We start from the raw sequence: 24,398 nt of genomic DNA on the forward strand, positions 1-24,398 counted from the left end.
TGGCGGACTTAAAAACTCGCGTCCGAACGCAAAAATAAACCCATAACAACGACGAACGGCACATGGCTGCCCATCCCAGCAAGCACGCGGGTTTGCGCAAGTTACCCCACGTTAACCCACAGCTTTATCCACAGGTTGGAGGACTTGCCATCCCCCCAAGACCGCACTATCTTGTATCTCTAACGCAGCAAACACCTACATGTTGGGTTTTGACCTAAAAAACGGCACAAGCACAATTGCCCCCAAAAGGTCTAGACCTCAACCCCAATCGGTGTACGAAAAAACCTCGATGGCGGCCACCGCACAAGCGCAGCGGCCATTGCTCCAGCAGCGCGACTTGCCTGCCAGAGCCAGAATAACGGTAGGTAGCCTTTGCGCGCCTACCACTACATATAGTAGTGCCGGCCATGGCCGACACAAGACATGAAGCCAGGAAGGCGCTTTCACTCAGACCCTTCCAGCCAGTTTGCAAGCCCCCTGCTCCCAGCCTCTGGCTGCGTGCAGGCATTGTTGAAATGGTAATGAACGGCAGTAGATCCATCGCAAAGCGCCCGACTCGACAAATTACAGATCACGGAGACACGCATACATGCATACCGACACCTCTCGCGAGAACTCGCAGGCCCAAGCGCCACAGGCTACCGATGGCAACCTGGAACTGAGCGCCACCGCGCCGGGCCAGTTGCGTGTGATCAAGCGTAACGGCACCGTGGTGCCGTACACCGATGACAAGATCACCGTCGCCATCACCAAAGCGTTTCTCGCAGTAGAAGGCGGCAGCGCCGCCGCGTCGTCGCGTATCCATGAAACCGTTGAGCGCCTGACCGAGCAGGTCAGTGCCACCTTCAAGCGCCGCATGCCCTCTGGCGGCACCATCCACATCGAAGAAATCCAGGACCAGGTCGAACTGGCCCTGATGCGTTCCGGCGAACAGAAAGTCGCCCGCGACTACGTGATCTACCGTGAATCGCGCAGCCAGGAGCGCAAGCGCGGCGTCGCCGACGGCATCGCCGAGCCGCACCCGAGCCTGCGCGTCACCCACCTCGACGGCACTGTGGCGCCGCTGGACATGGGCCGCCTCAACACCATCGTCACCGAAGCCTGCGAAGGCCTGGCCGAAGTCGACGGCGCGTTGATCCAGAAAGAAACCCTGAAGAACCTCTACGACGGCGTGGCCCAGAGCGACGTCAGCACCGCCCTGGTGATGACCGCCCGCACCCTGGTCGAGCGTGAGCCGAACTACAGCTACGTCACCGCGCGCCTGCTGATGGACAACATCCGCGCCGAAGGCCTGGGCTTTCTCGGTGTGGCCACCAGCGCCACCCACCACGAGATGGTCGACTTCTACGCCAAGGCCCTGCCGGCCTACATCGACAAAGGCGTCGAGCTGGAACTGCTCAACCCGATACTGAAAACCTTCGACCTGGAAAAACTCGGTCAGGCGATCAACCACGAGCGCGACCAGCAGTTCACCTACCTGGGCCTGCAGACCCTGTACGACCGTTACTTCATCCACAAGGACGGCACCCGCTTCGAACTGCCGCAGATCTTCTTCATGCGCGTGGCCATGGGCCTGGCGATCGAAGAGCAGCAGAAAGAAGACCGCGCCATCGAGTTCTACAACCTACTGTCGTCGTTCGACTACATGTCGTCCACCCCGACCCTGTTCAACGCCGGCACCCTGCGCCCGCAGCTGTCGTCGTGCTACCTGACCACCGTGCCGGACGACCTGGGCGGCATCTACGACGCCATCCGCGACAACGCCCTGCTGAGCAAATTCGCCGGCGGCCTGGGCAACGACTGGACCCCGGTGCGCTCACTCGGCGCCTACATCAAGGGCACCAACGGCAAATCCCAGGGCGTCGTGCCCTTCCTCAAAGTGGTCAACGACACTGCAGTTGCAGTCAACCAGGGCGGCAAGCGCAAGGGCGCGGTCTGCGCCTACCTGGAAACCTGGCACATGGACATCGAAGAGTTCATCGAGCTGCGCAAGAACACCGGTGACGACCGTCGCCGCACCCACGACATGAACACCGCCAACTGGATCCCGGACCTGTTCATGAAGCGCGTGTTCGACGACGGCCAATGGACCCTGTTCAGCCCGAGCGAAGTGCCGGACCTGCACGACCTCACCGGCAAGGCCTTCGAAGAGCGCTACGAGTACTACGAAGCCCTGACCCAGTACGGCAAGATCAAGCTGTTCAAGACCATCCAGGCCAAAGACCTGTGGCGCAAGATGCTCTCCATGCTGTTCGAAACCGGCCACCCATGGCTGACCTTCAAAGACCCATGCAACCTGCGCAGCCCGCAGCAGCATGTTGGCGTGGTCCACAGCTCGAACCTGTGCACCGAGATCACCCTGAACACCAACGCCGATGAAATCGCCGTGTGCAACCTGGGCTCGGTCAACCTGCCGAACCACATCAAGGACGGCAAGCTCGACCGCGCCAAGCTCGAGCGCACCATCAAGACAGCCGTGCGCATGCTCGATAACGTCATCGACATCAACTACTACTCGGTGCCGCAGGCGAAGAACTCCAACTTCAAGCACCGTCCGGTCGGCCTCGGCATCATGGGCTTCCAGGACGCCCTGTACCTGCAGCACATCCCGTACGGCTCGGACGCAGCAGTCGACTTCGCCGACAAATCCATGGAAGCGGTCAGCTACTACGCCATCCAGGCCTCCTGTGACCTGGCCGACGAGCGCGGCAGCTATCAGACCTTCCAGGGTTCGCTGTGGAGCCAAGGCATCCTGCCGCTGGATTCGCAGCAGATCCTCATCGAGCAACGCGGCCAGAAGTACATCGACGTCGACCTGACCGAGTCCCTCGACTGGGCGCCGGTCCGTGCCCGTGTGCAGAAAGGCATTCGTAACTCGAACATCATGGCCATCGCACCGACCGCCACCATCGCCAACATCACCGGCGTGTCGCAGTCGATCGAACCGACCTACCAGAACCTCTACGTGAAATCGAACCTGTCGGGCGAATTCACCGTGATCAACCCCTACCTGGTCCGCGACCTGAAAGCCCGCGGCCTGTGGGACTCGGTCATGATCAACGACCTCAAGTACTACGACGGTTCCGTGCAGCAGATCGATCGCATCCCGCAGGAGTTGAAAGACCTCTACGCCACCGCCTTCGAAGTCGACACCAAGTGGATCGTCGACGCCGCCAGCCGCCGCCAGAAGTGGATCGACCAGGCGCAGTCGCTGAACCTGTACATCGCTGGCGCCTCGGGCAAGAAGCTCGACGTGACCTACCGCATGGCCTGGTACCGTGGCCTGAAAACCACCTACTACCTCCGCGCCCTGGCTGCGACCAGCACCGAGAAATCCACCGTCAACACCGGCAAGCTCAACGCCGTATCCAGCGGTGGCAACGATGGCCTCAGCGCTGCTGCTCCGGCGGCTCCGCAGATTGAAATGTCGGCAGGCCCGGCACCGGTACCCAAGGCCTGTTCTATCGACGAGCCAGACTGCGAGGCCTGCCAATAGGGTTTGGCAGCGCGCGGATCTGAGCGGCATTCGCGGCGTTACCTGCCGGAGCGGCCCCATCACGTACAGGCGTACGCTCAGGGGCTCCACTCCAGCAGGTGCCTAGCGACTACTCGCTCAGCTACACGCTCGATTGTCGGGCGAAGCGCCAAAGCGCGATTCGTAGGATGGGTTGAGCGCAGCGATACCCATCAACCGAATAACACCAGATAACCCGCCGTTTGCGTGCACCCGACAACAGACTAGTATTTTACTGTACATCCACACAGGTCGGTTATTTCACCGGCCCTGAAGCAGGAGCCAAGCCATGCTGAGCTGGGACGAATTCGACAAGGAAGACGGCGCAGACGCAGCCGTTTCCAGCAACACCACCGCGCAAATCGCCGACATGAACATCGACAAGCTCGACCAGGTCGGCGGTGCCGCCGCGGTCGAAGCGCGCGCCATTGCCGCCGACGACAGCGCCGCCGTGGCCCGCGCCAAGGCCGCCCTCGATCAGCTCGACATCGCCGAAGGCCTGGCCGAGCTGGAGGGCGCCTCCGCCCGCGTCGCGGTCGACGAGAAGCGCATGATCAACTGCCGCGCCGACCTCAACCAGCTCGTACCCTTCAAGTACGACTGGGCCTGGCAGAAGTACCTGGATGGTTGCGCCAACCACTGGATGCCGCAGGAAGTGAACATGAACGCGGACATCGCGTTGTGGAAAACCCCCGACGGCCTGACCGACGACGAGCGCCGCATCGTCATGCGCAACCTCGGCTTCTTCTCCACCGCCGACAGCCTGGTCGCCAACAACCTGGTGCTGGCCGTCTACCGCCTGATCACCAACCCCGAGTGCCGCCAGTACATCCTGCGCCAGGCCTTCGAAGAGGCGATCCACACCCACGCCTACCAGTACTGCATCGAATCGCTGGGCATGGACGAAGGCGCGATCTTCAACATGTACCACGAGATTCCTTCGGTCGCGAAAAAGGCCGCCTGGGGCCTCAAGTACACCCGCTCGATCTCCGATCCGAAGTTCGAAACCGGCACCGACGACACCGACAAAGAACTGCTGCGCAACCTGATCGCCTACTACTGCGTACTGGAAGGCATCTTCTTCTATTGCGGCTTCACCCAGATCCTCTCCATGGGCCGGCGCAACAAGATGACCGGCGTGGCTGAGCAGTTCCAATACATCCTGCGCGACGAATCCATGCACCTGAACTTCGGCATCGACGTGATCAACCAGATCAAGATCGAAAACCCGCACCTGTGGGATGCCGCGATGAAGGACGAAGCCACCCAGATGATTCTGGAAGGCACCCAACTGGAAATCGAATACGCCCGCGACACCATGCCACGCGGCGTGCTGGGCATGAACGCGGCGATGATGGAGGACTACCTCAAATTCATCGCCAACCGCCGCCTGACCCAGATCGGCTTGAAGGAAGAATACCCAGGCACCTCCAACCCGTTCCCGTGGATGAGCGAGATCATGGACCTGAAGAAAGAGAAGAACTTCTTCGAGACGCGGGTTATTGAGTATCAGACGGGGGGGGCGTTGAGCTGGGATTGATTTTAAACTACCCATCTAAATCATACTAAAAACAGACATCTTAAGACTGTACTCAATGAAAGCCCCACTAACGCGGGGCTTTTCTGTTGCTGCAGATGAACCAGAATTAAGCGGGCGTCCAACCCGGGAATTTTCTCTCGCCATCGCCGGCAGGAATCAAAATACAGTGCAGTGTATTCCCGCTGTCAAAGCCAATAAGGATATTGTCACCCTCTTTGGCCTGATCCATTACGGCATTATTTTGAAAGTAGAGACGGTATTCCGTCCGCGTTGGGTGACCCTCTCTGGAGTCGTACCAAGTAACATTCGCAGTGTCGGCAACGTTACTACCTCGTATCGAAAATGTGGCTAGAAACTCTACCCTACCGCTGCCAAAAACATTCTTTAGCTCTGCTACACCATTAAATTCATGCTGATTGGATCGCTCTGGATGAGCCTCCACCGCAACAAGCGTTTTGATGCACGCGGGCTTCAATACAACTGGCCTTGTATACATTATTTCTTCCTTATTGATGGTTGAAAAACTGCGGTGCTATGGGACAAGAACGCCGAGTACTCCGATGAGGCACCACAACACTATCCATATGATGGCCAAGTCATAAATTTCAACTCGGCTGAGTGATTTTCTTGCAAGCAGCTCTGCGCTCGATTCGCAGCTTAGCCTGACACCAAGGGCACACAGGCGGTGACCAGCTGGCAGCTTTTTCGACCTCATTTAGCACCATGCTCGCCATAACTGGTTGCTTGTACAGTTGTAATTTTTTGTGCAGAATGCACAAAAAATTCCCAGAGGAACCCGTTATGGGCTGCGAGCAGGTTAATTTATATCTTCATGAGGCCTTCAAGGCGTACAGCCGTAGAGACCTTGCCACTGCACTAGAAGTAGACGTCGGCACCGTTCGACGCTGGGAAATCGGTGAGACCAAGCCAAAGCCCTATGTGGTCGATCGCCTCAAGCAGATGGTCATCCCGCTTGATGAAAACAGGGATCCTGGAAAATTCACCTTTATTGACCTGTTTGCAGGCATTGGAGGGCTGCGACTGGCATTCGAATCCATTGGTGGAGAGTGTGTTTTTACCAGTGAGTGGGATGATTATGCACAACGCACCTATCAGGCCAATCACCGCGACCAGCATGAGCTAAATGGCGATATAACCAAGGTCCGAGAGTCGGAAGTACCTGATCATGACGTGCTGCTGGCCGGTTTCCCTTGCCAGCCGTTTTCGATTGCCGGTGTATCAAAAAAGAACTCCCTTGGCCGTGCCCATGGCTTTGAGGACGCAACCCAAGGCACCTTGTTTTTTGATGTTGCGCGCATCATTGCCCACAAGAAGCCGCGCGCTTTCCTGCTGGAAAATGTCAAGAACTTGATGTCGCATGACAAGGGGCGCACCTTTGAAGTGATCCGTCAGACGTTGAAAGAAGAGCTGGGCTACCACATCTTCTGCAAGGTAATTGACGGTGCTCATTTCACACCGCAGCACCGTGAACGAATCCTTATCGTCGGGTTCCGCGAGCAAGTGGCTTTTGATTGGGATGCCTTACCATTACCGGCAAAGGGCACTAAAACCTTGAAAGATATCTTGCACCGTACCGATGGCTCCGAGCCATTACTGGAGTGGGATGGCAAACGTTTTTTTGATCATGAGAACAGCCGCGTGCCGGACAAGTACACCCTCACCCCGAGACTCTGGAATTATCTGCAGAATTATGCAGAGAAACATCGCGCCAAGGGCAACGGGTTTGGCTTCGGACTGGTCGGGCCAGAAAGCGTTACGCGCACCCTGTCTGCTCGTTATTACAAGGATGGTTCAGAGATTCTGGTAAACCAAGAAGATGGCAAGAGCCCTCGACGTCTCACCCCACGTGAGTGTGCCCGCCTGATGGGGTTCCCGGACTCTTTCCGCATTCCGGTTTCTGATACCCGCGCTTACAAGCAATTCGGTAACTCGGTGGTGGTTGGGGTCATGTCCCATGTCGCACGTCTGATGGAGCAATTCCTTGACCCTGCTCGCTTGGAGCCGGAGCTTGCCCTTTTCGCCGAACAAACGAGGTAATGCCATGCAAGCCATTTCCCGTATACCCAAACTGAAAGACCACAACATTAATGCTGCCCGGGAATGGTTCGCAGCAATGCAAGAAGCAGGGCTGCTGTTCCACCCGGATGACGACCCACAAGACATCTCCTTGATCGCAACGAACGAACCGCTTTTCACCACTGCCGAGGTGACGGCTGTACGAGCAATCATGATCCAGTTGTTTGAGGCGCTTGGAGATGAGGTGTACGAAGCCTGTTACCCCATCTTCATGGAGGCCTGCAATCTGGCGGCTGCCTGATGGCCGATATTGTCGACAAGGCCACTCGCAGCCGGATGATGTCCGGCATCCGTGGCAAGAACACCAAACCTGAGCTCATTATCCGGAAAGCCCTGCACGCGCAGGGCTTTCGTTTTCGGCTGCATGTAAATGATCTACCAGGGAAACCAGATCTGGTACTCCCAAAATACAAGGCGGTCATTTTTATACATGGCTGCTTTTGGCACGGTCATGATTGTCGCTACTTCAAGGCACCACAGACACGCCCAGATTTCTGGCTGAATAAAATCGGGCAAAACAAATCAAGAGATGAGTACCAGCAAGCGGTGCTACAGGGTCTTGGCTGGAGAGTCATGGTTGTCTGGGAATGCGCTGTTCGAGCAGTGAACGGTCAAAAAAATGGAACTTTGATTGACCTAATTGCCAAATGGTTGATAAATGGCGGGAGTTATATCCAAATAGACGAATCATCCTTGGTAACTCCGCCATGTTCAACGACCGAATCAGCGATTACTTTGAAGGCGTTGCCGCCAAATATTTAAGCGCCGTGGATGCCAATCCAAAACGCTCAAATCAACACGAAATTGGGGGACTTCCTTCCGCAGGCTTCAAGCGTCACCTCGGAGAACCGAGTAAAGGAGAAGAATACCGCTTCAAAGCGAAGCAGATTTATATTGCAGATGAATCTGAAGCGCCTGAGCTCAGTGACGGCCTTGTCACTTGGTACGATTGTCGTCGAAAACAGCCCCATCGCAGCCCTGAGTATCGTCTCTATTACTATGCGAGCCCTGTAACAGAGTTGCTTGCAGAGGGTGATTTTCTTCTCGTTGCCAAAATGCGTGACGACTCCTTGCTGATGATTTTCACACCCAGTGGCAGTACGGTTGAAAGTCAATTGCGAATATTGTTCGGGCTTGACCGCATTAGTGAAGACTTCCAAGCCGGAACCCTGAATGCGGTACAGCTGCTTTTACCCCTTCGGCTGATGCTGGAAGACCTTGGCATTGAAGTCAGCCGTACTGAAACCGGAGACGATGTCTGGCTGGACCGCTTGATTGAGCAGTTCGGTGGAGAGACCTTCCCTGCAACATCCATATTCTCGGCCTATGCAAGAGCAACAGCCGGAGAAAACATTGATCCACTTCAAAATCCGGATCAAACGATTCTTGGCTGGATGGATCATGAAGAGAAACTTTTTCGCATCTACGAGCGCCACTTGGTGCAACAGCGTTTGCGCTCGGGCTTTGGTGAGAACGGCGATGATGTAGACGAATTTGTCAGTTTTTCCCTAAGCGTACAAAACCGCCGGAAATCTCGGGTAGGCCACGCATTTGAAGGGCACTTGGATCAGCTTTTTCGGCTACACGGCTTACGCTTTGAGCAAGGACGCGGCAAAGGTCGCGTAACGGAAAATAATGCCAAGCCAGACTTTTTGTTCCCCGGCTTTTCCGATTATCACAATCCAGCGTTTGCGACTGATCGACTATCCATGCTGGGTGCAAAGACAACCTGTAAGGATCGCTGGAGGCAGGTTCTGAGCGAAGCGGACAAGATACCTGGGAAGCATCTGGTAACACTGGAAGCGGCTATCAGTGAGGGCCAAACAAAGGAAATGCGGTCGCATGGCTTACAGCTTGTAGTGCCAGCACCTATACAAACCACCTATGCTGATAATCAACGCGAGTGGTTGATCGGGCTGGAAGTTTTTATTGCCGTTATTAAACGTCAGCAAAGGTGAACGGTCTGCTCCACGCCTCAGCTACCGCATCTGCTGCGGGCTGTTCACATCAGCCAGCAGCACGTGGCCGACGTTCCAGTTGCCGGGGTTGAACTCGACGCCGAACAGCGGCGGAATGTCTTCGCGTTGGAAACGTTCGCCGATCACCAACTCCAGCGGGTCCAGCACCGCCTTGAGGCGGGCGAAGGTGTGTAGCTGCTCGCGCAGTTCCTCGGTGACGGCGATATCGGCGTAGTCGGGGTTGTTGGCGCGCAGCAGGTAGCTGCCGTCCGCCGCCTTGAGGATCACCCGCAGCAGGTACTGGTTGTCACCGGCGGCGTCCTGGCGCTCGATGGCCATGGTGGTGCCGGTGATGGAGCCCGCGCTTTTGGGGTTGATCTGCTCCAGCAGCAGGTAGTCGCCGTCCCGCACTGGCTGCTTGCCGCCATTCATCGAGTTGCCGGAGGCGCGGGCGATGAAGTGCCTGGAGCTATCCAGGCGGCCATGGCCCTCGCCGAGCAGGCGGTATTCCTCGCTGTCGGCCGTGCCGGTCTTGAAGTGGCCGCAGGCGATTTTCAGGTTGGGGAAGAATGGCAACTCGGTGCCGCTGCGCGTGGCGACCGGCAAGCTGACCACCGGCGCTGCCGTGACCGCCCTGCGCACCGCATAGGAGGCCAAGCGGAAGTCCAGCAGCTCCTGCACCAACTCGGCAAAGGTTTCTCGCTCGGCTGCGGCGATCTGGAGGCGAGGGACGAAGCAGCCTTGCTCCACGGCGAAGAAGCGCTTGCCGCCGTTCTTCTGGTTGCCGCCGATCCAGGCGTTGATCGGGTTGCTCTGCCAGTAGCGCAGCCAGGCCGGCGCGCTGCCGTCTGCCAATCGAACCTGTTCCTCCGGCAAGTCGGCCAACAGCGGCCGACGCCGTTGCAGGAGCTGCCAGGAGCGCTCGGCCAAGGCCGCTTCGCTGGGCGCCGTGCGCCAGCCGTCCAGCTCCTGGAAGGCTTCCAGCAGGATCATCTTGAAGCTCTTGGTCATGGCGGTGGTTTCCAGCTCACGCAGGAAAGGCCGATGCGCCGAGGCCAAGTCCCGTTGCGTCTCGGTCAGGTCGCCCATCTGCTCCAACAGGGAGAACCAGTCACCGAATTGCTTGCGCATCTGCTGCAGGCTGGCGCCGGAGCGGTAGAACTCGCTCAGGGTGGGGCGCCGGTTCAGTCCCTCGCGCAGGGCCTGGTAGTGGCTCTGCACGCCGTCACCGTCGAGCGACTTGAGGAAGTCGAGCAACTGCAGGTCGTAGTTGACGAAGCAGCCCTCGGGTAACTCCAGCCGCTGCTCTGCGGCGGCGCGGGCAAACGCGGCCAGTTGCCTGTGGCTCATGCTGTTGCCCATCAACGCTTGCGGCTTGTGCAGGAAGCTTTGGTGGTTGCCAATAAAGTCGAGCACCACCAGCTTGTCCTTGCCCTTGGCCTTGCGCAGACCACGGCCCAGTTGCTGCAGAAAGAGAATCTTCGACTCGGTCGGTCGCAGCATCATCACCGTGTCGATGGCGGGCAGGTCGACGCCTTCGCTGAACAGGTCGACCGAGAAGATCAGCGGCAGGCGACCATCGTCCAGTTGTTCCAGCGCCTCGCCCCGCGACAGGGCCGAGCCGGCATACACGGCGGCGGCCTCGACGCCTTGCTTGCGGAAGAACTCGGCCATGAATTCGGCATGACGGATCGATACGCAAAACGCCAGCGTCCGGCTCTGGGCATGCTCTCGCCAGGTCTTCAGCACGTGGCGCGCCCGCCCCAGGGTGGCGAGTTTGTTGGCCAACTGCTCCGGGTCGAAACGGCCATTGCGCCAGGGAATCGCCTGGTAATCCACGCTGTCGTCGAAGATGCCGTAGTAATGGAACGGCGCCAGCAGCTTGCTTTCGATGCCGCGGAACAGGTTGGTCTCGAACACCAGGTTGTCGTCGCACAACGAGAGGATGTTGGAGCAGTCGGTACGGTCTGGCGTCGCGGTCAGGCCGAGCAGGAACGACGGCAGAAAATAGTTGAGCAAGCGGTGATAGGTGGGTGCGGCGGCATGGTGGAATTCGTCGATGACGATGTAATCGAAATGCCGTGGCGAAAAGCGCTCCAGGTGCTCGATGCGCCCGAGCGTCTGCACCGAGGCGCAGAGCACGTCGACCTGGCTGTCGCGCTGCTGCCCCCTATAGAAGCCGACCCGCTGCCCGGGCCGAATTCGCACGAAGGTCTCGGCCGCCTGGTGCAGAATTTCCTCGCGGTGAGCGACGAACAAGACCCGCCGGGCGCCGGCCTGTTTGGCATCGAAAGCGGCGAGCCAGGTCTTGCCGAGGCCGGTCGCCAGCACCACCAGGCCGCGCCGGTAACCGTTCTCGCGGGTCAGGAGCAGGGCTTGCAGCGCTTCGCCCTGGATAGTCGTCGGCGTCGGTGGCGGTTCCACTTCCAGGCTGCCCGGCGCGATGGCGACCGGCGGCGGTTGGCGCCGTGCCTCGTAGTCGTCGATCCAGGCATGGCTCAGCGGCTTGCTACGTGGATTGGCGAACAGTTCCTCGAAGCGGCCGCGCGCCTCGAGGAAGCCGTCGTCGCCGGGATAGTCGATGCGGTAATTCCACTCCAAGCCATCGCGCAGCGCCTGCCGGCTGATGTTGCTCGAGCCGATGAACGCCTGCCCTCGCAGTTGTCCGTCCGCGGCCTGCGCGGCGAACAGGTAGGCCTTCATATGGAAGCTGCTGCCGGCGCTTTCATAGACGCGCACCTGAGCACCTTCATCCTGCAGCAACATCAGGCTGCGCAGCGCTTCGGGGTCGGTAACGTCGAGGTAATCGCTGGTGACCACCCGCACCCGGGCGCTCGGCGCAGCCTCCTCGCCCGGCTTCACCCGCGCCAGCAAGTCGGGCAGCAACAGGCGCAGCCCGGTGCTCTTGATAAAGGCCACCGCCATGTCGACTTCGCTGGCCGCGTTGATCGCTGCACACAGGTGCGGCAGGAAGTGGTCCAGCTTGCCGCCGGTAACCAGGCGCGCCGACGGCATCGGCTGGCGCCGGGTCAACACGTTTAGCCAGGCATCGCTACGCCCAGGGCGCTGGTCGGCGGTGTGCCAGTAACTGACGTCGGCCACCTCGGCCAATGGCGCCAGCCAGGCGTCCATCTGCGCGTCGTCTGCATCGGTGAAGCGGCGGCCCTGATGCTCGCGTTCGCCTTCGCCGAGCTTGAAGCTGCAATAGAAGACCCCGCCCGGCTTCAACGCTTGCCACAGGCGGGCGAGCGCATCAGGCATCTGCGGCTGTGGCACATGCAGCAAGCTGGCGCAGGCCCAAATACCGTCGTAGCGGTTGAGCTCGCCGACCTCGGCGAAGCTGCGCACCGGCACAGGCTGGCCGAGGTGCTGGCTGGCCAGCGCCGCCAACGCCGGCGAGGCATCAAAGGCCGCCACACGATAGCCGCACAGCGCAAACGCCTTGGCATCGCGCCCGGAACCGCAGCCGGCATCCAGAATGGATCCGCCAGCGGGTATCGATTCGAGAAAGCGCGCATACAGCGCGCTCATGTCCACGTCGATGGTATCGGCAAAAAACTGCTCGGCGTTCTGCTCGTAGTAGCTCTGCGTGTCGCTCAAACTTCGCTTCCTTGTGCAACGACCAATGCCAGGGGATCGAGGGGGTGGATCAAGGCGCCAGGGTACTTGATTGCCGCCCGGTGCAGCCACCGGCTACACAGCGGAGTTGGCCAGCACCGCCTGCAGCCGGGCTCCCGCTTGATGCCTGACCTCATGCTATGTAGTCCTTCGTTACGCATCTAGAGTGTTTACGCGTACAGGTAAAGTTTTCGCACAGGAGCAGCAGGCTTCGAAGGACATCAACAGCTACCTGGGCGAGTACGCCCCCGGCAACCAGGACAGCAATACACAGCGCAAAGCGCTGGTTCGGCTTTTGCTCATCAAGCCGCGCTGGAATTATTGGCAGCGGGGCATGACCTGGATTCGGAGCTGAGATCGTCCCGAGCGAGAAGTGATACTCTAGTGCCACTTTTCGGTCGATTCAGGGTTGCCCCCATGAAAGTTGAGCTCGTTACGAACCTCAAGCGTCATGCCACAAAAATCCTGGCGGATCTGCATACCTCGAAAGAGCCGGTGCTGATTACAGAACATGGCCAGCCATCGGCCTACCTCGTCGATGTGCAGGACTACGAATTTATGCAGCGCAGGCTGGAGCTGCTGGAAGGGCTTTCACGGGGAGAGCGGGCCGTACTTGAAGGCAGGACGCACAGCCAAGCAGAGGCCAGGGAGAAAATGAGCAAATGGCTGAAGTAATCTGGACGGAACCAGCCCTTCAGCAATTGGATGCTGTCGCCGAATACATTGCCCTGGATAATCCGCTTGCTGCGAGCAAGCTCGTTGCAGAAGTTTTCGCTAACACGCAGCGCCTGGAAGACTTTCCGAAATCGGGGCGCACACCTGCGGAGCTGCCCAATTCGGTCTACAGAGACGTTGTGGTATCTCCGTGTCGGGTGTTCTACCGGGAAGATGGACATCAGGTATTGGTCCTTTACGTAATGAGGGAAGAGCGCAAGCTTCGCGCTCTTATGCTGGCCCCCAACTAACCATACAAGACCTCGGGGTCGGCCCCGCGTAACGGCATGGCGGAGAAGGAAGAGCCGATGAAGCCGTACCTACTGCTGTTGACCCTGCCGCTCTGTGGTGGCAACGCAGAACGCAGCGGGCTAGGCTCCTACGCGAAGCGTGGGAGCCATCGAAGATAGAGAAGCCGCCCTACTCCATCCACAGCCAGCCGATTCAAGGAAGAATCCAATGGGCCGCAGCCGCTACGTCATCACCGAACCTGAAAAACCGCACTTTCTCACTTGCACAGTGCTGGAGTGGCTACCGCTATTCACCCGCCCCGCTCTGGTCGAAATCCTGCTCGACTGCTGGCGCTATCAGCAGGCCAACCAAGGCTTGCGCCTCTACGGCTATGTGGTGCTGGAAAACCATTTGCACTTCGTTGCCCAGGCCCCTGACCTGAGCAAGTGCGTCAGTGGCTTCAAGTCATTCACGGCACGCCAGATCATTGATCACCTGCAAGACCGAGGCGCGGAACGTGTGTTGGAGCGTCTGCGCTTTACCAAACGTGCGCACAAGGACGACCGTGTGCATCAACTCTGGCAGGAGGGATCAAATGCGGAGCTGGTTTACAGCTCAAAGGTGATGCGGGAAAAGCTCGACTACATCCACCACAACCCAATCAAACGAGGCTACGTGGATCGAGCGGAGCATTGGCGTTACTCCAGTGCCAGGAACTACGCGGGGCAGGCAGGATTGATCGAGGTCGACCGGTGGGATACGTGACGCGGAGTGTCACTGGCTGCGTTCCCACGCTGACGATTCGACGCCTCGACGTGGGAACGATCAAAGCAGAGCATCGCGGCCAAGGTCGCTCCTACCGGGTTGCGGCAGATTTCAGAACCTCAGCAGATAGAGAACAGACGTCCATTAACAGCTATTACTGATTTCGGCCTTACACCGTGCCATAGCTAACTCATCGCGCTAGCGAACCCAGCAGGCCGGGCCGTATAGTTATTGCCATGACGCCAAACCCCCACCTACCCCACGACAAACTGCTGGATCTGCTGCTGGACGTTGTCTGCGTAGTGGATAAAGAGGGTCGTTTTCTATCAGTCAGCGCGGCCAGCGAGCGCGTGTTCGGCTATCGGCCCGAAGAAATGCTTGGCCGAACCACCTTTGAAATGATGCACCCGGACGATCGCGCTGCAATTAGGACACTCGTAGAGCGCATTAACTTGGGCCAACCCTCACAGGATCATGAGAATCGTTATATTCATAAAGACGGTCATGTCGTTCATATCATGTGGTCTGCCCAATGGCTTGAGGCCGAGCAGGTGCGGGTGGGGGTGGCGCGCGATATTACTGAGCGTAAGCGTGCCGAGGCGATGCAAGCCGCGTTGTATGCGATATCGGAAGCGGCTCACGCGATTGGCGATCTGCAGTCGCTCTATAAACGAGTGCACGAGGTAATTAGCCCGTTGCTGCCCGCCGAGAATTTTTCGGTGGTGCTATACGACGCCACGCATGACCAGCTCAGTTTCCCGTATTACGTTGATCAATTTGAGGCGCCGCCATCACCCTTGGCGCTGGGCGCCGGCAGCCTCAGTGCCGAGGTTATACGCTCCGCTGAAGCCCTGTTGTTAACGCCTGAGACGGCCGAGCAGATGCTTGCAAAAATTGGTGCCGTGGCAGGTAAACACGCCCTGGACTGGCTTGGCGTGCCGCTGATATCGGGCCCCCATACCATCGGCGCGCTGGTGCTTCAGAACTATTCCGGGGTCGTGCGTTACAACGAACAGGACAGGGAGCTGCTGCAATTTGTGTCGAGCCAGGTAGCGGCTGCGATAGAGCGCAAGCGCACGCACTCGCGCCTGGAGTTTCTTGCGCAGTACGACCAACTGACTGAGCTATCAAACCGTACGCTGTTCCTGGATCACTTGCGAAGTGCCCTGCAAAGGGCAAAAAGAGACGCCTTACGGATGGCGGTGCTTTATCTCGACATGGACAACTTCAAGCACATCAACGATACCTTTGGCCACACCACAGGCGACCTTCTGCTGCGAGAAGTCGCTCGGCGCCTGAGGCAGTGCGTGCGGGAGTCCGATACTGTTGGCCGTTTAGGCGGTGACGAATTCGCGGTTGTTTTGGACAACATCAGCAGCCAGGAAGATGCCACCGTGGTGGCCGAGAAAATCATTGTCAGCCTAAGCGCGCCTTACCTCCTGGAAGGGCAAACCTTGCTTAGCGCTCCAAGCCTGGGCATCGCGATATACCCAGAACACGGCCAGAGTGATCTGCATCTGGTTCGCCACGCGGATGAAGCCATGTACGTGGCCAAACGCAGTGGGGGCAAGCGTTATGTGGTTGTCGAGAAGCCCGCGAAGGAATAGTCAACCGACCACAATTCATGATGAGTTATGGCTTGGATTTCAGATCGTTCCCACGCGGACGGTTCGACGCCTCGACGTGGGAACGATCGGTGGGCGTTACAATGCCGCCAACGCCGATTCCCCCAATCAGGCACGCCCCGGAGCCAGACTCACGATGTTCACCCTTGTACACCTGGACAACCCGCCACCCGAGTCGCTGAAAAGCCAGATTCTGCAGATGATGGTGGATTACCTCAGCGACATCAGCCCGGTGTCGCTGACGCCCAGCAATCCCCTCTACCAGTTGTACCAATACGTGATTGGCTACGAGATGCACCTGTATCTACAGGCCATGAACAGTGCCCTGGATAGCACCGCGCAGTTGATCCTGGCGCTGGACGATCTGGACCCTTCCCAGGTGCTGGGCTTTGCCCTTTATCTGCCGGCCAAGGATGACCCCGAAGCCTGCACCCTGGCTTATATGGCCGTCCAGGCCAGCCACCGCCGGCGCGGTATTGCCCGGGCCATGCTGCAGCACATGATCACTCGCCATGCCCATGCCGAACTGGCCTGTGTGGCAAGCAAAGTGCCGTACTTCGAGGCCATGGGTTTTCAGGTGCTGGCTGCGCGGGGGCCGCAAGTGCTGATGAATACCCAGGATCATGGCTCGGACGGCATGGTCGCAGTGCAGGACCTGGCCCCCATCTACCAGTCCCAGGAAGTCCGGCAGATCCACGCGTATTTGCTGAAGCAGCACGGCAAGAAGGCCATGAGCGAGGCGGAGAAACAGCGCGACCGTCAGCTCGACCAGATGGCCCAGCAAGCTCAGGCGTTGGTACGCGAGCGTCTTATTCTGCATTAATGTCTATAAATTTCAGTTGCTTGACTAGGCAAGCCCCCGAGTGACCCGGCAGTGAACGGGACGCAACCAGCAGAACGGCCAACAGTGTTTACACGACCAAAACCAAAACGAAATGAACAAAGGTACCTATGCACCCTGTGCATCGTGACCATTGCAGCCGCCTGCCTGCTCACGATGCCGGCCGCTTACTGCTGGTACGCAAACGCAACACCCTGGCCTTTATGCTGCCAGGCGGCAAAGCCGAGCCCGGCGAAGACCCAATAGCCGCATTGACCCGCGAACTGAATGAAGAACTCAACCTCAGCCTGCCAGCCAACGCATTGCGCCCGCTAGCAGCCTGTCGGACTTTCCCCGTCGCCGGTAGAATTGCGCATCGCTCCTGGAATCTGACTGTATGAGCCGCTTTCGACCGATCAACCGCGAAACTGACTACCTGCTCCCGCCGTCGGTGCAAGACTGGCTGCCCGAGTCACACTTGGCGCGCTACGTGGTGGAGGTCGTGGAGGGCCTGGATCTGTCGAGGCTGGAGCGCGCCTATGCGGGCCGTGGCAGTGTTGCTTACCATCCGGCGATGCTGTTGTCGCTGCTGATCTACGGCTATGCCACGGGTGCGTATTCAAGCCGCAAGATCGAGCGAGCCAGCTATGACTCCCTGGCGTTTCGGTTTATCGCCTGCGACCAGCACCCGGATCACGACACCCTGGCCAGTTTCCGCCGCCGCCACGGCGAGCAGTTCGCCGCGACCTTTGTGCAGGTGCTGCAAATCGCACGCGAGAACCAAATCTCGCGTTTTGGCACGGTCAGTCTGGACGGCACCAAGATCCACGCCAATGCCTCGCGGCACAGTGCCCTGTCCTATGGCCACGCCGAGAAGATCGAGGCCCAGCTAAAGGCCGAAGTCCAGGAGATGCTCGACCTGGCGGAAGCGGCCGACCAGAGCGACCTCCCCGACGGGGTCAGCCTGCCCGACGAGATCAAGCGGCGCGAAGACCGTCTAACCGCTATCGCAGAGGCCAAGGCCAAGATCGAAGCGCGGGCCAGGGAACGCTTCGAGCGGGAGCAGGCCGAGTATCAGGCCAAGCTGGCCGCGCGTGAGGCCAAGGCCAAGGCCAGCGGCAAGAAGCCCGGCGGCAAGCCGCCGAAACCGCCGCAGGCCGGCCCGCACGCGCACGAACAGATCAATCTGACCGACGAAGACTCGCGCATCATGAAGGTGACCGGTGGCGGTTTCGAGCAGTGCTACAACGCCCAAGCGGTGGTCGATAGCGAATCCATGTTGGTCATGGCGCCTCATGTGACCCAGGCGGGCAACGACAAGGAACAGGTTGCGCCGATGCTGGCCAAGCTACAGGCGCTCCCTGCGGGGCTGAACCAGCCGGGGCAAATCCTGGGCGATACCGGCTACTTCAGCGAGAATAATGTCGAAATCTGCCACGCCGCGAGGATCGAGCCATTGCTTGCCGTTGGCCGCGACGCCCACCATCCGCACTGGCGCGAGCGTTTTGAAGAGCCGACAGCGCTGGCGGAGCCGGCCAGCCAGGTCGAGCAAATGAAGCACCGGCTCAAGACTAAGGCCGGGCGTGCGACCTATGCACTGCGCAAGCAGACGGTGGAGCCGGTATTCGGGATCATCAAGTCGGTGATGGGCTTCCGTCAGTTCCTGCTGCGCGGGCTGGCGAATGTCCAGACCGAATGGACCTTGGTGTGCCTGGCGTGGAACTTGAAACGCATGGCCGCGTTGCGCCCGCAATCCGTCCAACATGTGTAAAAAGGGGCAAAATCCGCTCGAATTCCGGAAATACAGGGCAAAAACCGGTTAAGGCCGCCTAAATAGTGAGCAGTTTGCTTTGCCTTTGCCATGCCCCGCCCATTGATGAACTCAAGTCCGACAGGCTGCTAGGGCAGTTTCGCGCCGCAGCGGCCAACGAAGCCGATACCTGGATCGAGGCAAGTGTCTTCCAGGCCCGCCTGACCCATAGCGTCAGCGCCGCCGCCGAGCTGGAAGAACTGCGCTGGCTCGCGCCCGGCGACATGTTGCCGGACACACTGGCACCGCTGCTGCGCGAGCATGTGCTGCCGCTGCTGTGGCCAGCGGCTCAATAGCCATAAGACGGGTTGAACGGAGCAACCGTTAGATCAGAAACAGGATAGAAGGCAAAAATCGAACGTGGATGCCAAATGGTGGAAAACGCTTCGCGGTTTTCCGCCCTACTGGCTCGACAGTGAGCAAGGCCGACGGGCATGCGTCGGCATGAGCCCGCAGCAAGCTCGGTCCGGGGTTGCTCGACTAGTGGACGTCAGGCGTCGCTAAAACCCTCGGGCAAGCACCATGTCGAACGCCCCACGCCGGCCCTCGCCGTCTGCCTCCAGCGCGATGACATTATCCGGGTGCACGCTGGCCCAGGGGTCCTTGGCGATGTAGGGGTCGCCGGCAAAGTACAGCTGCAGGGTCACCGGCACGTGCAGCGACTCCATCACCCGGAAGTGGATATGTGCCGGCCGGGTGATCCCCGCGTACTGTTCTAGCCCCGGCAGGTTCGGCGGTACCGGGTAGCGTCCGGGCATCACGGTCTCGATGCGGTAGCGACCCTGGGCGTCGGTGTAGAGCATGCCGCGCAGGTGGAAGTTGCCCTTGTCGGTGAAGTTGCCGGGGGTCTGGGTGTCGTAGAGGCCGGTACTGTTGGCCTGCCAGACCTCGACCAGGGCGTTGGCAATCGGCGTGCGGCAATCCTCGCTGAGCACCGTACCGCTAACTACCAGCCGCTCGCCCGCCTCTTCCGGCCCGACCAGTTTCGCCAGAAAAGGCGAGCCGAAGCGGTAGTAAGGACCGAGGATGTCGCCCGCCGTGGGTCGACATACTTGCTGCGCCAGGGCCGGAGCGGCCAGCAAGCCTGCGCCGAGGACCGCACTGCCATAGAGAAATCGACGCCGTGACAGGCCTGCGCCAAGCCTTTGCCGTTTGTCCACCTCGACCTCCTGGCCGGGGTCTGCCCCGGCATGCCAAGCACCGCAGCCCGTGGCAAGGGCCCGGCCCGAATGCAGTCAGTCTAGTTCGCAATCCAGCTGTCGGCGCGGGCGGACTTGTCAGCTGGACCGACTGCCATGCCGAACGCCCCTCCTGGATAAAGGCGACAGATCTATCGTCAATCCCGAGCTAAACGCCGTGCCGACTCTGGCTGGCCTGGACAATGCGCTGGGCTGGCACCCGCAACGGGGTCAGCAGGTACTCAGCGAACACCGGGGTATAGCCCTGCAACTCTATCAGTTCGTTCCCACGTTCCGGCGTGGGGACACCCCCTCGACACTCCAGCGTCCACTCAGAACAGCGTGCGGGTCGCCAACGTCGTGACCGGAGCGTCACAGGCTTGCTACCACGCGGACGGTTCGACGCATCGACGTGGGAGCCATCAGCAGTCACTGCGTATTCAGGCAATGTTGCATGTGAGCTGAAAAATATAGTTCTGGTCGTAAAACTTCCTGCCAGCCAGCGCCTCAATGGCTTCCAATTGTGTCCCGCCATTACGCAGGTCGGGCGTATTCTCCAGGCAAGCGCGCAGGCTTGCTTCAAATCATCCCCTGTTCGCCCAGCGCCTTTTACAGTGTTAAGCCGACCCACTCAGGAAAGGCCACACCATGCGCTGGTTCCCCATGATGCTTGCTGCACTTCTGGCTACCCATGCTCAGGCAGGATGCCCGCTTGCCGATGCGCCAGTCCTGGAACAATCGCAAAAGGTGTACCTGCAAGCGTATGCCGGCGGCCTGATGCTCTGCGATGGTGAAAAAAATCTGCGCTGGCCGCTGACTAATGCCGATGCAAGCCATGCAGCCACCCAGGTGGATCAGCATTGGCACTTTCCCAATCGACAGAGTTTTGTCGTGGTCAGCGGCGCCTTGGGTGAGGTGTGGGAAATCAGCTACAACCCGCGGGCGCCGGAGATAGCCACCGGCAAGGTGCATGATTTCCAATACCGCGAGGGAGCCTTTGTGCCGGGTTATCTGCACCCGCAGCGAGGACGCATTCCGCAGGCTGTCATCACGGCCAGCCAGGCGCAAGCCGATGAGCACGGTCTATGGCTGGAGCAGGATGGCATGCGCCGTTTCTATCACCTGGATGTGCGCAAGTTTATTCCGCGGCCTGCAAGCTAAAACGGGTTACGCCGCGCCAAACAGCGCCGTCCAAAAAAGCCCCGCATCACTCTGCGGCTCAACCGCATAAGCGGCCGCCAACTCACGGAACTGTGGGTTCATCGGGTGCGAGCGGCGCCACCGGCTCGACTTGTAGGTCGCCGCAGCCGGCGGCCGATTGACGAAATCCGTTGACCTGGCGGATCAGCAGCTGATCGTTGTCGGCCTTGGCCATAGCGCCTGCAGCATGGCCAAGGCTGCCAGGCGGCGTTTGCCCGGCAGTTGCCTGCTGGCGAAAAAAACACCTGTTGCCAGCGGCCTGCTGTCGGTCATCGGCTTCATTGTCGCGGCCAAGAGCTCTGTGGATGCCAGGCCACTGGCGCGCCCTATTGACCACCTGTAGACAACCCTCTGGGCGCGCGAATCCGTTGCGCCCCTGCTGCACCAGCGGGTGCTTTTGGCTCGCGACTGTGGCCCAGGCGGGACGGGCATCCGTCCCGCCTGGGGGCTTTGGGTTACCATGAGCCCATAATCCTCTGCGCAAGAGTCCGCGGCATGTCTGATCGGAATCACGTTCGCCTAATCAAGAAGTACCCCAATCGTCGCCTCTACGATACGCAGACCAGCACGCACGTCACCCTGAGCGACATCCGTAAACTGGTCGTTGAGGAAGAGTCGTTCCAGGTAGTGGATGCCAAGACGGGCGAAGACCTGACGCGCAGCATCCTGCTGCAGATCATTCAGGAAGCCGAGAGCGATGGCGAGCCGATCTTCTCCAGTGACATGCTCAAGGGCATCATCCGCTTCTACGGACCCTTCCAGGGCATGCTTGGCGGCTACCTGGAAAACAGCATCAAGGCGGTGACCGACATCCAGGCGCAGACTGGCCAGCAATCGTCCCAGGCCTGGAGCGACTTCATGAGCGGCCAAGTGCCGATGATGCAGAAGGTGATGGGGCAGTATGTCGAGCAATCTAAGCAGCTCTACCTGAACACGCAGAACCTGTTCGGCATGTTCCCGGGTTTTCCCGGTGCGGCTGGCCAAGCTGACAAAGAAAAGAAGGATGACGACAAGACCTGAACAGGCTTGTCTTGCAGCACTTTCCAGCAAAACCGCGCAATAACCCCGGCATAGCCGGGGCATTGCAGGTCATTCCAAGCCAGGCTTACTTGCGTGCACCGCCAGTCGCCTTGCCCGCCGCGGGGGTGGCCTGACCGGCGGCCGACGCCGCTGCGGCGAGCCCACTCTCGGCCATTTCCGCCGCCTGCTTGGCGGTTTTCTGCGCGTTCTCATAGATGCTGTTGGCGCCCTCGACGGCCGACTTCATCATGGCTACGGCCGGCTCGGAGCCTGCTGGCGCATTCTTGGCAATTTCAGCTACCAGGTCCTGCATCTGCTGGGTGCTCTGGGCAGCCTGACGCTCGCCGAGCTTGGCGATATCGGCCTGAGTACCGGAGAACAGGTCGTAGACCTTGCGATTGAACTCCTGCAGGCGCTCAGCCTGTAGTGCTGGATTGGCCAGGCTGCTGAACGCTGCAGCGAAGCTTTGCGGATCGCGAGCGGAGAACAAGGTGCGGGCGCTGTTGAAGCTTTCCTCGCTGACGACGCGCATGGCGGCAAGCTGCAGCTGGCTGAGCTGCTCAACACTTTTGAGAACCTTGCCATTTACCTGCTCCAGCAGATCAAAGTTGGCTTTCTGGTCAGACTGCAGCTTTTCCGAATCGAAGAAGGACATGGGTGAGTCTCCTGAGGATAGTGACGTTCAAAGGTCGTGCTGCCGCGCGCTTCTGCACTCGACTCGCTGACTCATTCTTGGCGATCCTCGAACAGCGTGCAACTGTTTTTTTTGCACTGCACAAAAAACACCACAAACCAGAAGCAACCGAACGAATCGCATAACTCCACCGCCACACGGGAGATACAGCGCTTCACAGAGCAAGGTTCCATGGCGAACTGGCGACGACGAGCCCTAATACAGGCGCATGTTTTTGCATAACTGAAATAGCCTAAGGCGAAGCGTGGCGCATTGACGCACCATTCACGATCTGACCCATAAGTCGTATTCATCTCTTCACAATTCGCGCGCATGATCGGTTCGCCGGAAGACCATCAGATGAGCCTCGACCGCCGCAAGGCGGGCCAGGTGCTCCGTCCGATCCAGCAACTGTTGCCCCCGGCTTTCAATCGATCAGTGGAGCTACATCAGCATGATGGACAAGCGAATTGCGCTGGTAACCGGCGGCATGGGTGGTATCGGCACGGCTATCAGCCGGCGCCTCTATCGTGACGGTTTCATCGTGGTGGTGGGCTGCAGCGCGCAGTCCACGCGCAAGGAAGCCTGGCTGGAGCAGCAACGGCAAGAAGGCTTCGAATTTCACTGCGTGACAGGCAATATCACCGACTGGGACGACACCGTGCGGGCCTTTACCGAGGTTCGCGAGCAGGTCGGTCCGGTCGACGTGCTGGTCAACAATGCCGGGATCACCCGCGACACCACGTTCAAGAAAATGACACCGGACGACTGGAACGCGGTGATTGCCACCAATCTCAATGGCCTGTTCAACACCTCCAAGCAGGTCGTCGACTCGATGGTCGAGCGCGGCTGGGGCCGCATCATCAACATTTCCTCGGTCAACGGTCAACGTGGCCAATTCGGCCAGACCAATTACTCGGCCGCCAAGGCCGGCATTCACGGCTTCACCATGGCGCTGGCCCGCGAAGTGGCGAGCAAGGGCGTCACCGTCAACACCATTTCCCCCGGCTATATCCTTACCGACATGACCGCGGCCATCCGTGAGGACGTGATGGAGAAGATAGTCGCCGGGATTCCGGCCGGGCGCCTCGGCCAGCCCGACGAGATCGCCTCCATGGTCGCCTGGCTGGCTGGCACAGAGGCCGCCTATGCCACCGGCGCCGATTTCTCGGTCAACGGCGGCCTGAACATGTCCTGAACCTACCCGGCTGATATTGGCGACTGCCCCACCGGGCAATCGCCTCCTCCCTTATTTGTCGCAGAGGTCTGAACATGAACGATGTTGTCATTGTCGCCACCACCCGTACCGCCATCGGCAGCTTTCAGGGCGGGCTGAGCGCTATTCCCGCTCCCGACCTGGAGGCCGGCGTGCAGCCGAACGCCATCGATGAAATGATCCTCGGCCAGGTGCTGACCGCCGGCTCCGGGCAGAACCCCGTGCGCCAGGCCGCGATCAAGCCGGGCCTTCCCCCCGAAGTCCCGGCTATGACCCTGAACAAGGTCTGCGTCTCCGGCCTCACAGTCGTGCAACTGGCTGCCCAGGCGATCCGCTGCGACGATGCCGAGTTAGTGATCGCTGGCGGCCAAGGCATCGCCCTGGCTGTCGACCGCAAATAGGGCCAAACGCCTCGATAC

Annotated in this window: 21 protein-coding genes and 5 pseudogenes; 20 read left to right on the top strand and 6 right to left on the bottom strand. The window is 59.5% G+C overall.

Annotated elements, in window-relative coordinates; genetic code table 11:
- Positions 1-589: 589 nt before the first annotated feature.
- The 7 genes from VCJ09_RS16730 to VCJ09_RS16760 all read left to right on the top strand — a co-directional run bounded on the left by VCJ09_RS16730 (position 590) and on the right by VCJ09_RS16760 (position 9,109).
- Positions 590-3,496 (top strand): ribonucleoside-diphosphate reductase subunit alpha, encoded by a 2,907-nt coding sequence (locus VCJ09_RS16730; RefSeq protein WP_324731250.1) that lies wholly within the window; start codon positions 590-592, stop codon positions 3,494-3,496.
- A 307-nt stretch (positions 3,497-3,803) separates the two neighbouring features.
- Complete coding sequence (locus VCJ09_RS16735; protein ID WP_324731251.1) at positions 3,804-5,054, top strand: ribonucleotide-diphosphate reductase subunit beta; 1,251 nt, start codon at positions 3,804-3,806, stop codon at positions 5,052-5,054.
- A gap of 55 nt (positions 5,055-5,109) precedes the next feature.
- Entirely contained in the window at positions 5,110-5,406 is a 297-nt protein-coding gene (locus VCJ09_RS16740) for a hypothetical protein (RefSeq protein WP_324731252.1), read from the top strand.
- A 449-nt stretch (positions 5,407-5,855) separates the two neighbouring features.
- Entirely contained in the window at positions 5,856-7,112 is a 1,257-nt protein-coding gene (gene dcm, locus VCJ09_RS16745; RefSeq protein ID WP_324731253.1) for a DNA (cytosine-5-)-methyltransferase, read from the top strand.
- A gap of 4 nt (positions 7,113-7,116) precedes the next feature.
- Complete coding sequence (locus VCJ09_RS16750) at positions 7,117-7,392, top strand: hypothetical protein (protein WP_324731254.1); 276 nt, start codon at positions 7,117-7,119, stop codon at positions 7,390-7,392.
- Entirely contained in the window at positions 7,392-7,913 is a 522-nt protein-coding gene (locus VCJ09_RS16755) for a very short patch repair endonuclease (protein ID WP_324731255.1), read from the top strand. The genes VCJ09_RS16750 and VCJ09_RS16755 overlap by 1 nt, the downstream gene beginning before the upstream one ends.
- Positions 7,859-9,109 carry a type II restriction endonuclease gene (locus VCJ09_RS16760; RefSeq protein WP_324731256.1) on the top strand — a complete coding sequence of 417 codons (1,251 nt, stop codon included), beginning with the start codon at positions 7,859-7,861 and terminating at the stop codon, positions 9,107-9,109. Before VCJ09_RS16755 ends, VCJ09_RS16760 begins: the two co-directional genes overlap by 55 nt.
- 21 nt (positions 9,110-9,130) lie before the next feature.
- On the opposite strand, the gene VCJ09_RS16765 is transcribed toward VCJ09_RS16760, so the two are convergent.
- Positions 9,131-12,709, bottom strand: coding sequence for a DEAD/DEAH box helicase family protein (locus tag VCJ09_RS16765; RefSeq protein WP_324731257.1), 3,579 nt, complete (start codon positions 12,707-12,709; stop codon positions 9,131-9,133).
- A 435-nt stretch (positions 12,710-13,144) separates the two neighbouring features.
- Here VCJ09_RS16765 and VCJ09_RS16770 point away from each other — a divergent pair, with 435 nt between their 5' ends.
- From VCJ09_RS16770 to VCJ09_RS16805, 8 genes and pseudogenes are all read left to right on the top strand, one after another.
- Positions 13,145-13,402 carry a type II toxin-antitoxin system Phd/YefM family antitoxin gene (locus tag VCJ09_RS16770; RefSeq protein ID WP_090448084.1) on the top strand — a complete coding sequence of 86 codons (258 nt, stop codon included), beginning with the start codon at positions 13,145-13,147 and terminating at the stop codon, positions 13,400-13,402.
- On the top strand, positions 13,390-13,692 hold the full coding sequence (locus VCJ09_RS16775) for a type II toxin-antitoxin system RelE/ParE family toxin (RefSeq protein ID WP_324731258.1): 303 nt from the start codon (positions 13,390-13,392) through the stop codon (positions 13,690-13,692). The genes VCJ09_RS16770 and VCJ09_RS16775 overlap by 13 nt, the downstream gene beginning before the upstream one ends.
- Positions 13,693-13,900: 208 nt before the next feature.
- Positions 13,901-14,437, top strand: a complete 537-nt coding sequence (locus tag VCJ09_RS16780; protein WP_324731259.1) for an REP-associated tyrosine transposase — start codon at positions 13,901-13,903, stop codon at positions 14,435-14,437.
- A 236-nt stretch (positions 14,438-14,673) separates the two neighbouring features.
- Positions 14,674-16,044: a sensor domain-containing protein gene (locus VCJ09_RS16785; RefSeq protein ID WP_324731260.1), complete on the top strand. Its 1,371-nt coding sequence runs from the start codon at positions 14,674-14,676 to the stop codon at positions 16,042-16,044.
- A 154-nt stretch (positions 16,045-16,198) separates the two neighbouring features.
- The gene (locus tag VCJ09_RS16790) at positions 16,199-16,885 is read left to right on the top strand and encodes a GNAT family N-acetyltransferase (protein ID WP_324731261.1); all 687 of its coding nucleotides are present in this window, start codon (positions 16,199-16,201) and stop codon (positions 16,883-16,885) included.
- 135 nt (positions 16,886-17,020) lie between these two features.
- Positions 17,021-17,223 (top strand): annotated as a pseudogene (locus VCJ09_RS16795) (NUDIX domain-containing protein); the annotation flags it as partial.
- A 56-nt stretch (positions 17,224-17,279) separates the two neighbouring features.
- Positions 17,280-18,653, top strand: a complete 1,374-nt coding sequence (locus VCJ09_RS16800) for an IS1182 family transposase (protein WP_324731262.1) — start codon at positions 17,280-17,282, stop codon at positions 18,651-18,653.
- A gap of 128 nt (positions 18,654-18,781) precedes the next feature.
- Positions 18,782-18,988, top strand: a pseudogene (locus tag VCJ09_RS16805) (NUDIX hydrolase); the annotation flags it as partial.
- Positions 18,989-19,192: 204 nt separating this feature from the next.
- Here the strand turns inward: VCJ09_RS16805 and VCJ09_RS16810 are convergent.
- On the bottom strand, positions 19,193-19,852 hold the full coding sequence (locus tag VCJ09_RS16810; protein ID WP_079202680.1) for a dioxygenase family protein: 660 nt from the start codon (positions 19,850-19,852) through the stop codon (positions 19,193-19,195).
- Positions 19,853-20,039: 187 nt separating this feature from the next.
- A pseudogene (locus VCJ09_RS16815) lies at positions 20,040-20,147 on the bottom strand (group II truncated hemoglobin); the annotation flags it as partial.
- Positions 20,148-20,518: 371 nt separating this feature from the next.
- Here VCJ09_RS16815 and VCJ09_RS16820 point away from each other — a divergent pair.
- Entirely contained in the window at positions 20,519-21,031 is a 513-nt protein-coding gene (locus VCJ09_RS16820) for a hypothetical protein (RefSeq protein WP_324731263.1), read from the top strand.
- A 6-nt stretch (positions 21,032-21,037) separates the two neighbouring features.
- Here the strand turns inward: VCJ09_RS16820 and VCJ09_RS24875 are convergent.
- Both VCJ09_RS24875 and VCJ09_RS16825 read right to left on the bottom strand, forming a co-directional pair.
- Positions 21,038-21,133, bottom strand: a pseudogene (locus VCJ09_RS24875) (CAP domain-containing protein); the annotation flags it as partial.
- On the bottom strand, positions 21,114-21,245 hold the full coding sequence (locus VCJ09_RS16825; RefSeq protein WP_324731264.1) for a hypothetical protein: 132 nt from the start codon (positions 21,243-21,245) through the stop codon (positions 21,114-21,116). The gene VCJ09_RS16825 and the pseudogene VCJ09_RS24875, both read right to left, overlap by 20 nt.
- Between VCJ09_RS16825 and VCJ09_RS16830 the strand changes: the two genes are divergently transcribed.
- Positions 21,189-21,413 (top strand): hypothetical protein, encoded by a 225-nt coding sequence (locus VCJ09_RS16830; protein WP_407692975.1) that lies wholly within the window; start codon positions 21,189-21,191, stop codon positions 21,411-21,413. The genes VCJ09_RS16825 and VCJ09_RS16830 overlap by 57 nt on opposite strands.
- Positions 21,414-21,565: 152 nt before the next feature.
- Positions 21,566-22,090 (top strand): polyhydroxyalkanoate synthesis repressor PhaR, encoded by a 525-nt coding sequence (gene phaR, locus VCJ09_RS16835; protein WP_324731266.1) that lies wholly within the window; start codon positions 21,566-21,568, stop codon positions 22,088-22,090.
- A gap of 85 nt (positions 22,091-22,175) precedes the next feature.
- On the opposite strand, the gene phaP is transcribed toward phaR, so the two are convergent.
- On the bottom strand, positions 22,176-22,745 hold the full coding sequence (gene phaP, locus VCJ09_RS16840) for a TIGR01841 family phasin (protein ID WP_324731267.1): 570 nt from the start codon (positions 22,743-22,745) through the stop codon (positions 22,176-22,178).
- 472 nt (positions 22,746-23,217) lie between these two features.
- Between phaP and phbB the strand changes: the two genes are divergently transcribed.
- Together phbB and VCJ09_RS16850 are read left to right on the top strand one after the other, a co-directional pair.
- Entirely contained in the window at positions 23,218-23,961 is a 744-nt protein-coding gene (gene phbB / locus VCJ09_RS16845; protein WP_407692976.1) for an acetoacetyl-CoA reductase, read from the top strand.
- A 74-nt stretch (positions 23,962-24,035) separates the two neighbouring features.
- Positions 24,036-24,350: pseudogene (locus VCJ09_RS16850) on the top strand (thiolase family protein); the annotation flags it as partial.
- Between the last annotated feature and the right edge of the window lie 48 nt (positions 24,351-24,398).

Origin of the sequence: Pseudomonas paeninsulae (genome assembly GCF_035621475.1) — a bacterium.
Taxonomy (GTDB): Bacteria; Pseudomonadota; Gammaproteobacteria; order Pseudomonadales; family Pseudomonadaceae; genus Aquipseudomonas; species Aquipseudomonas paeninsulae.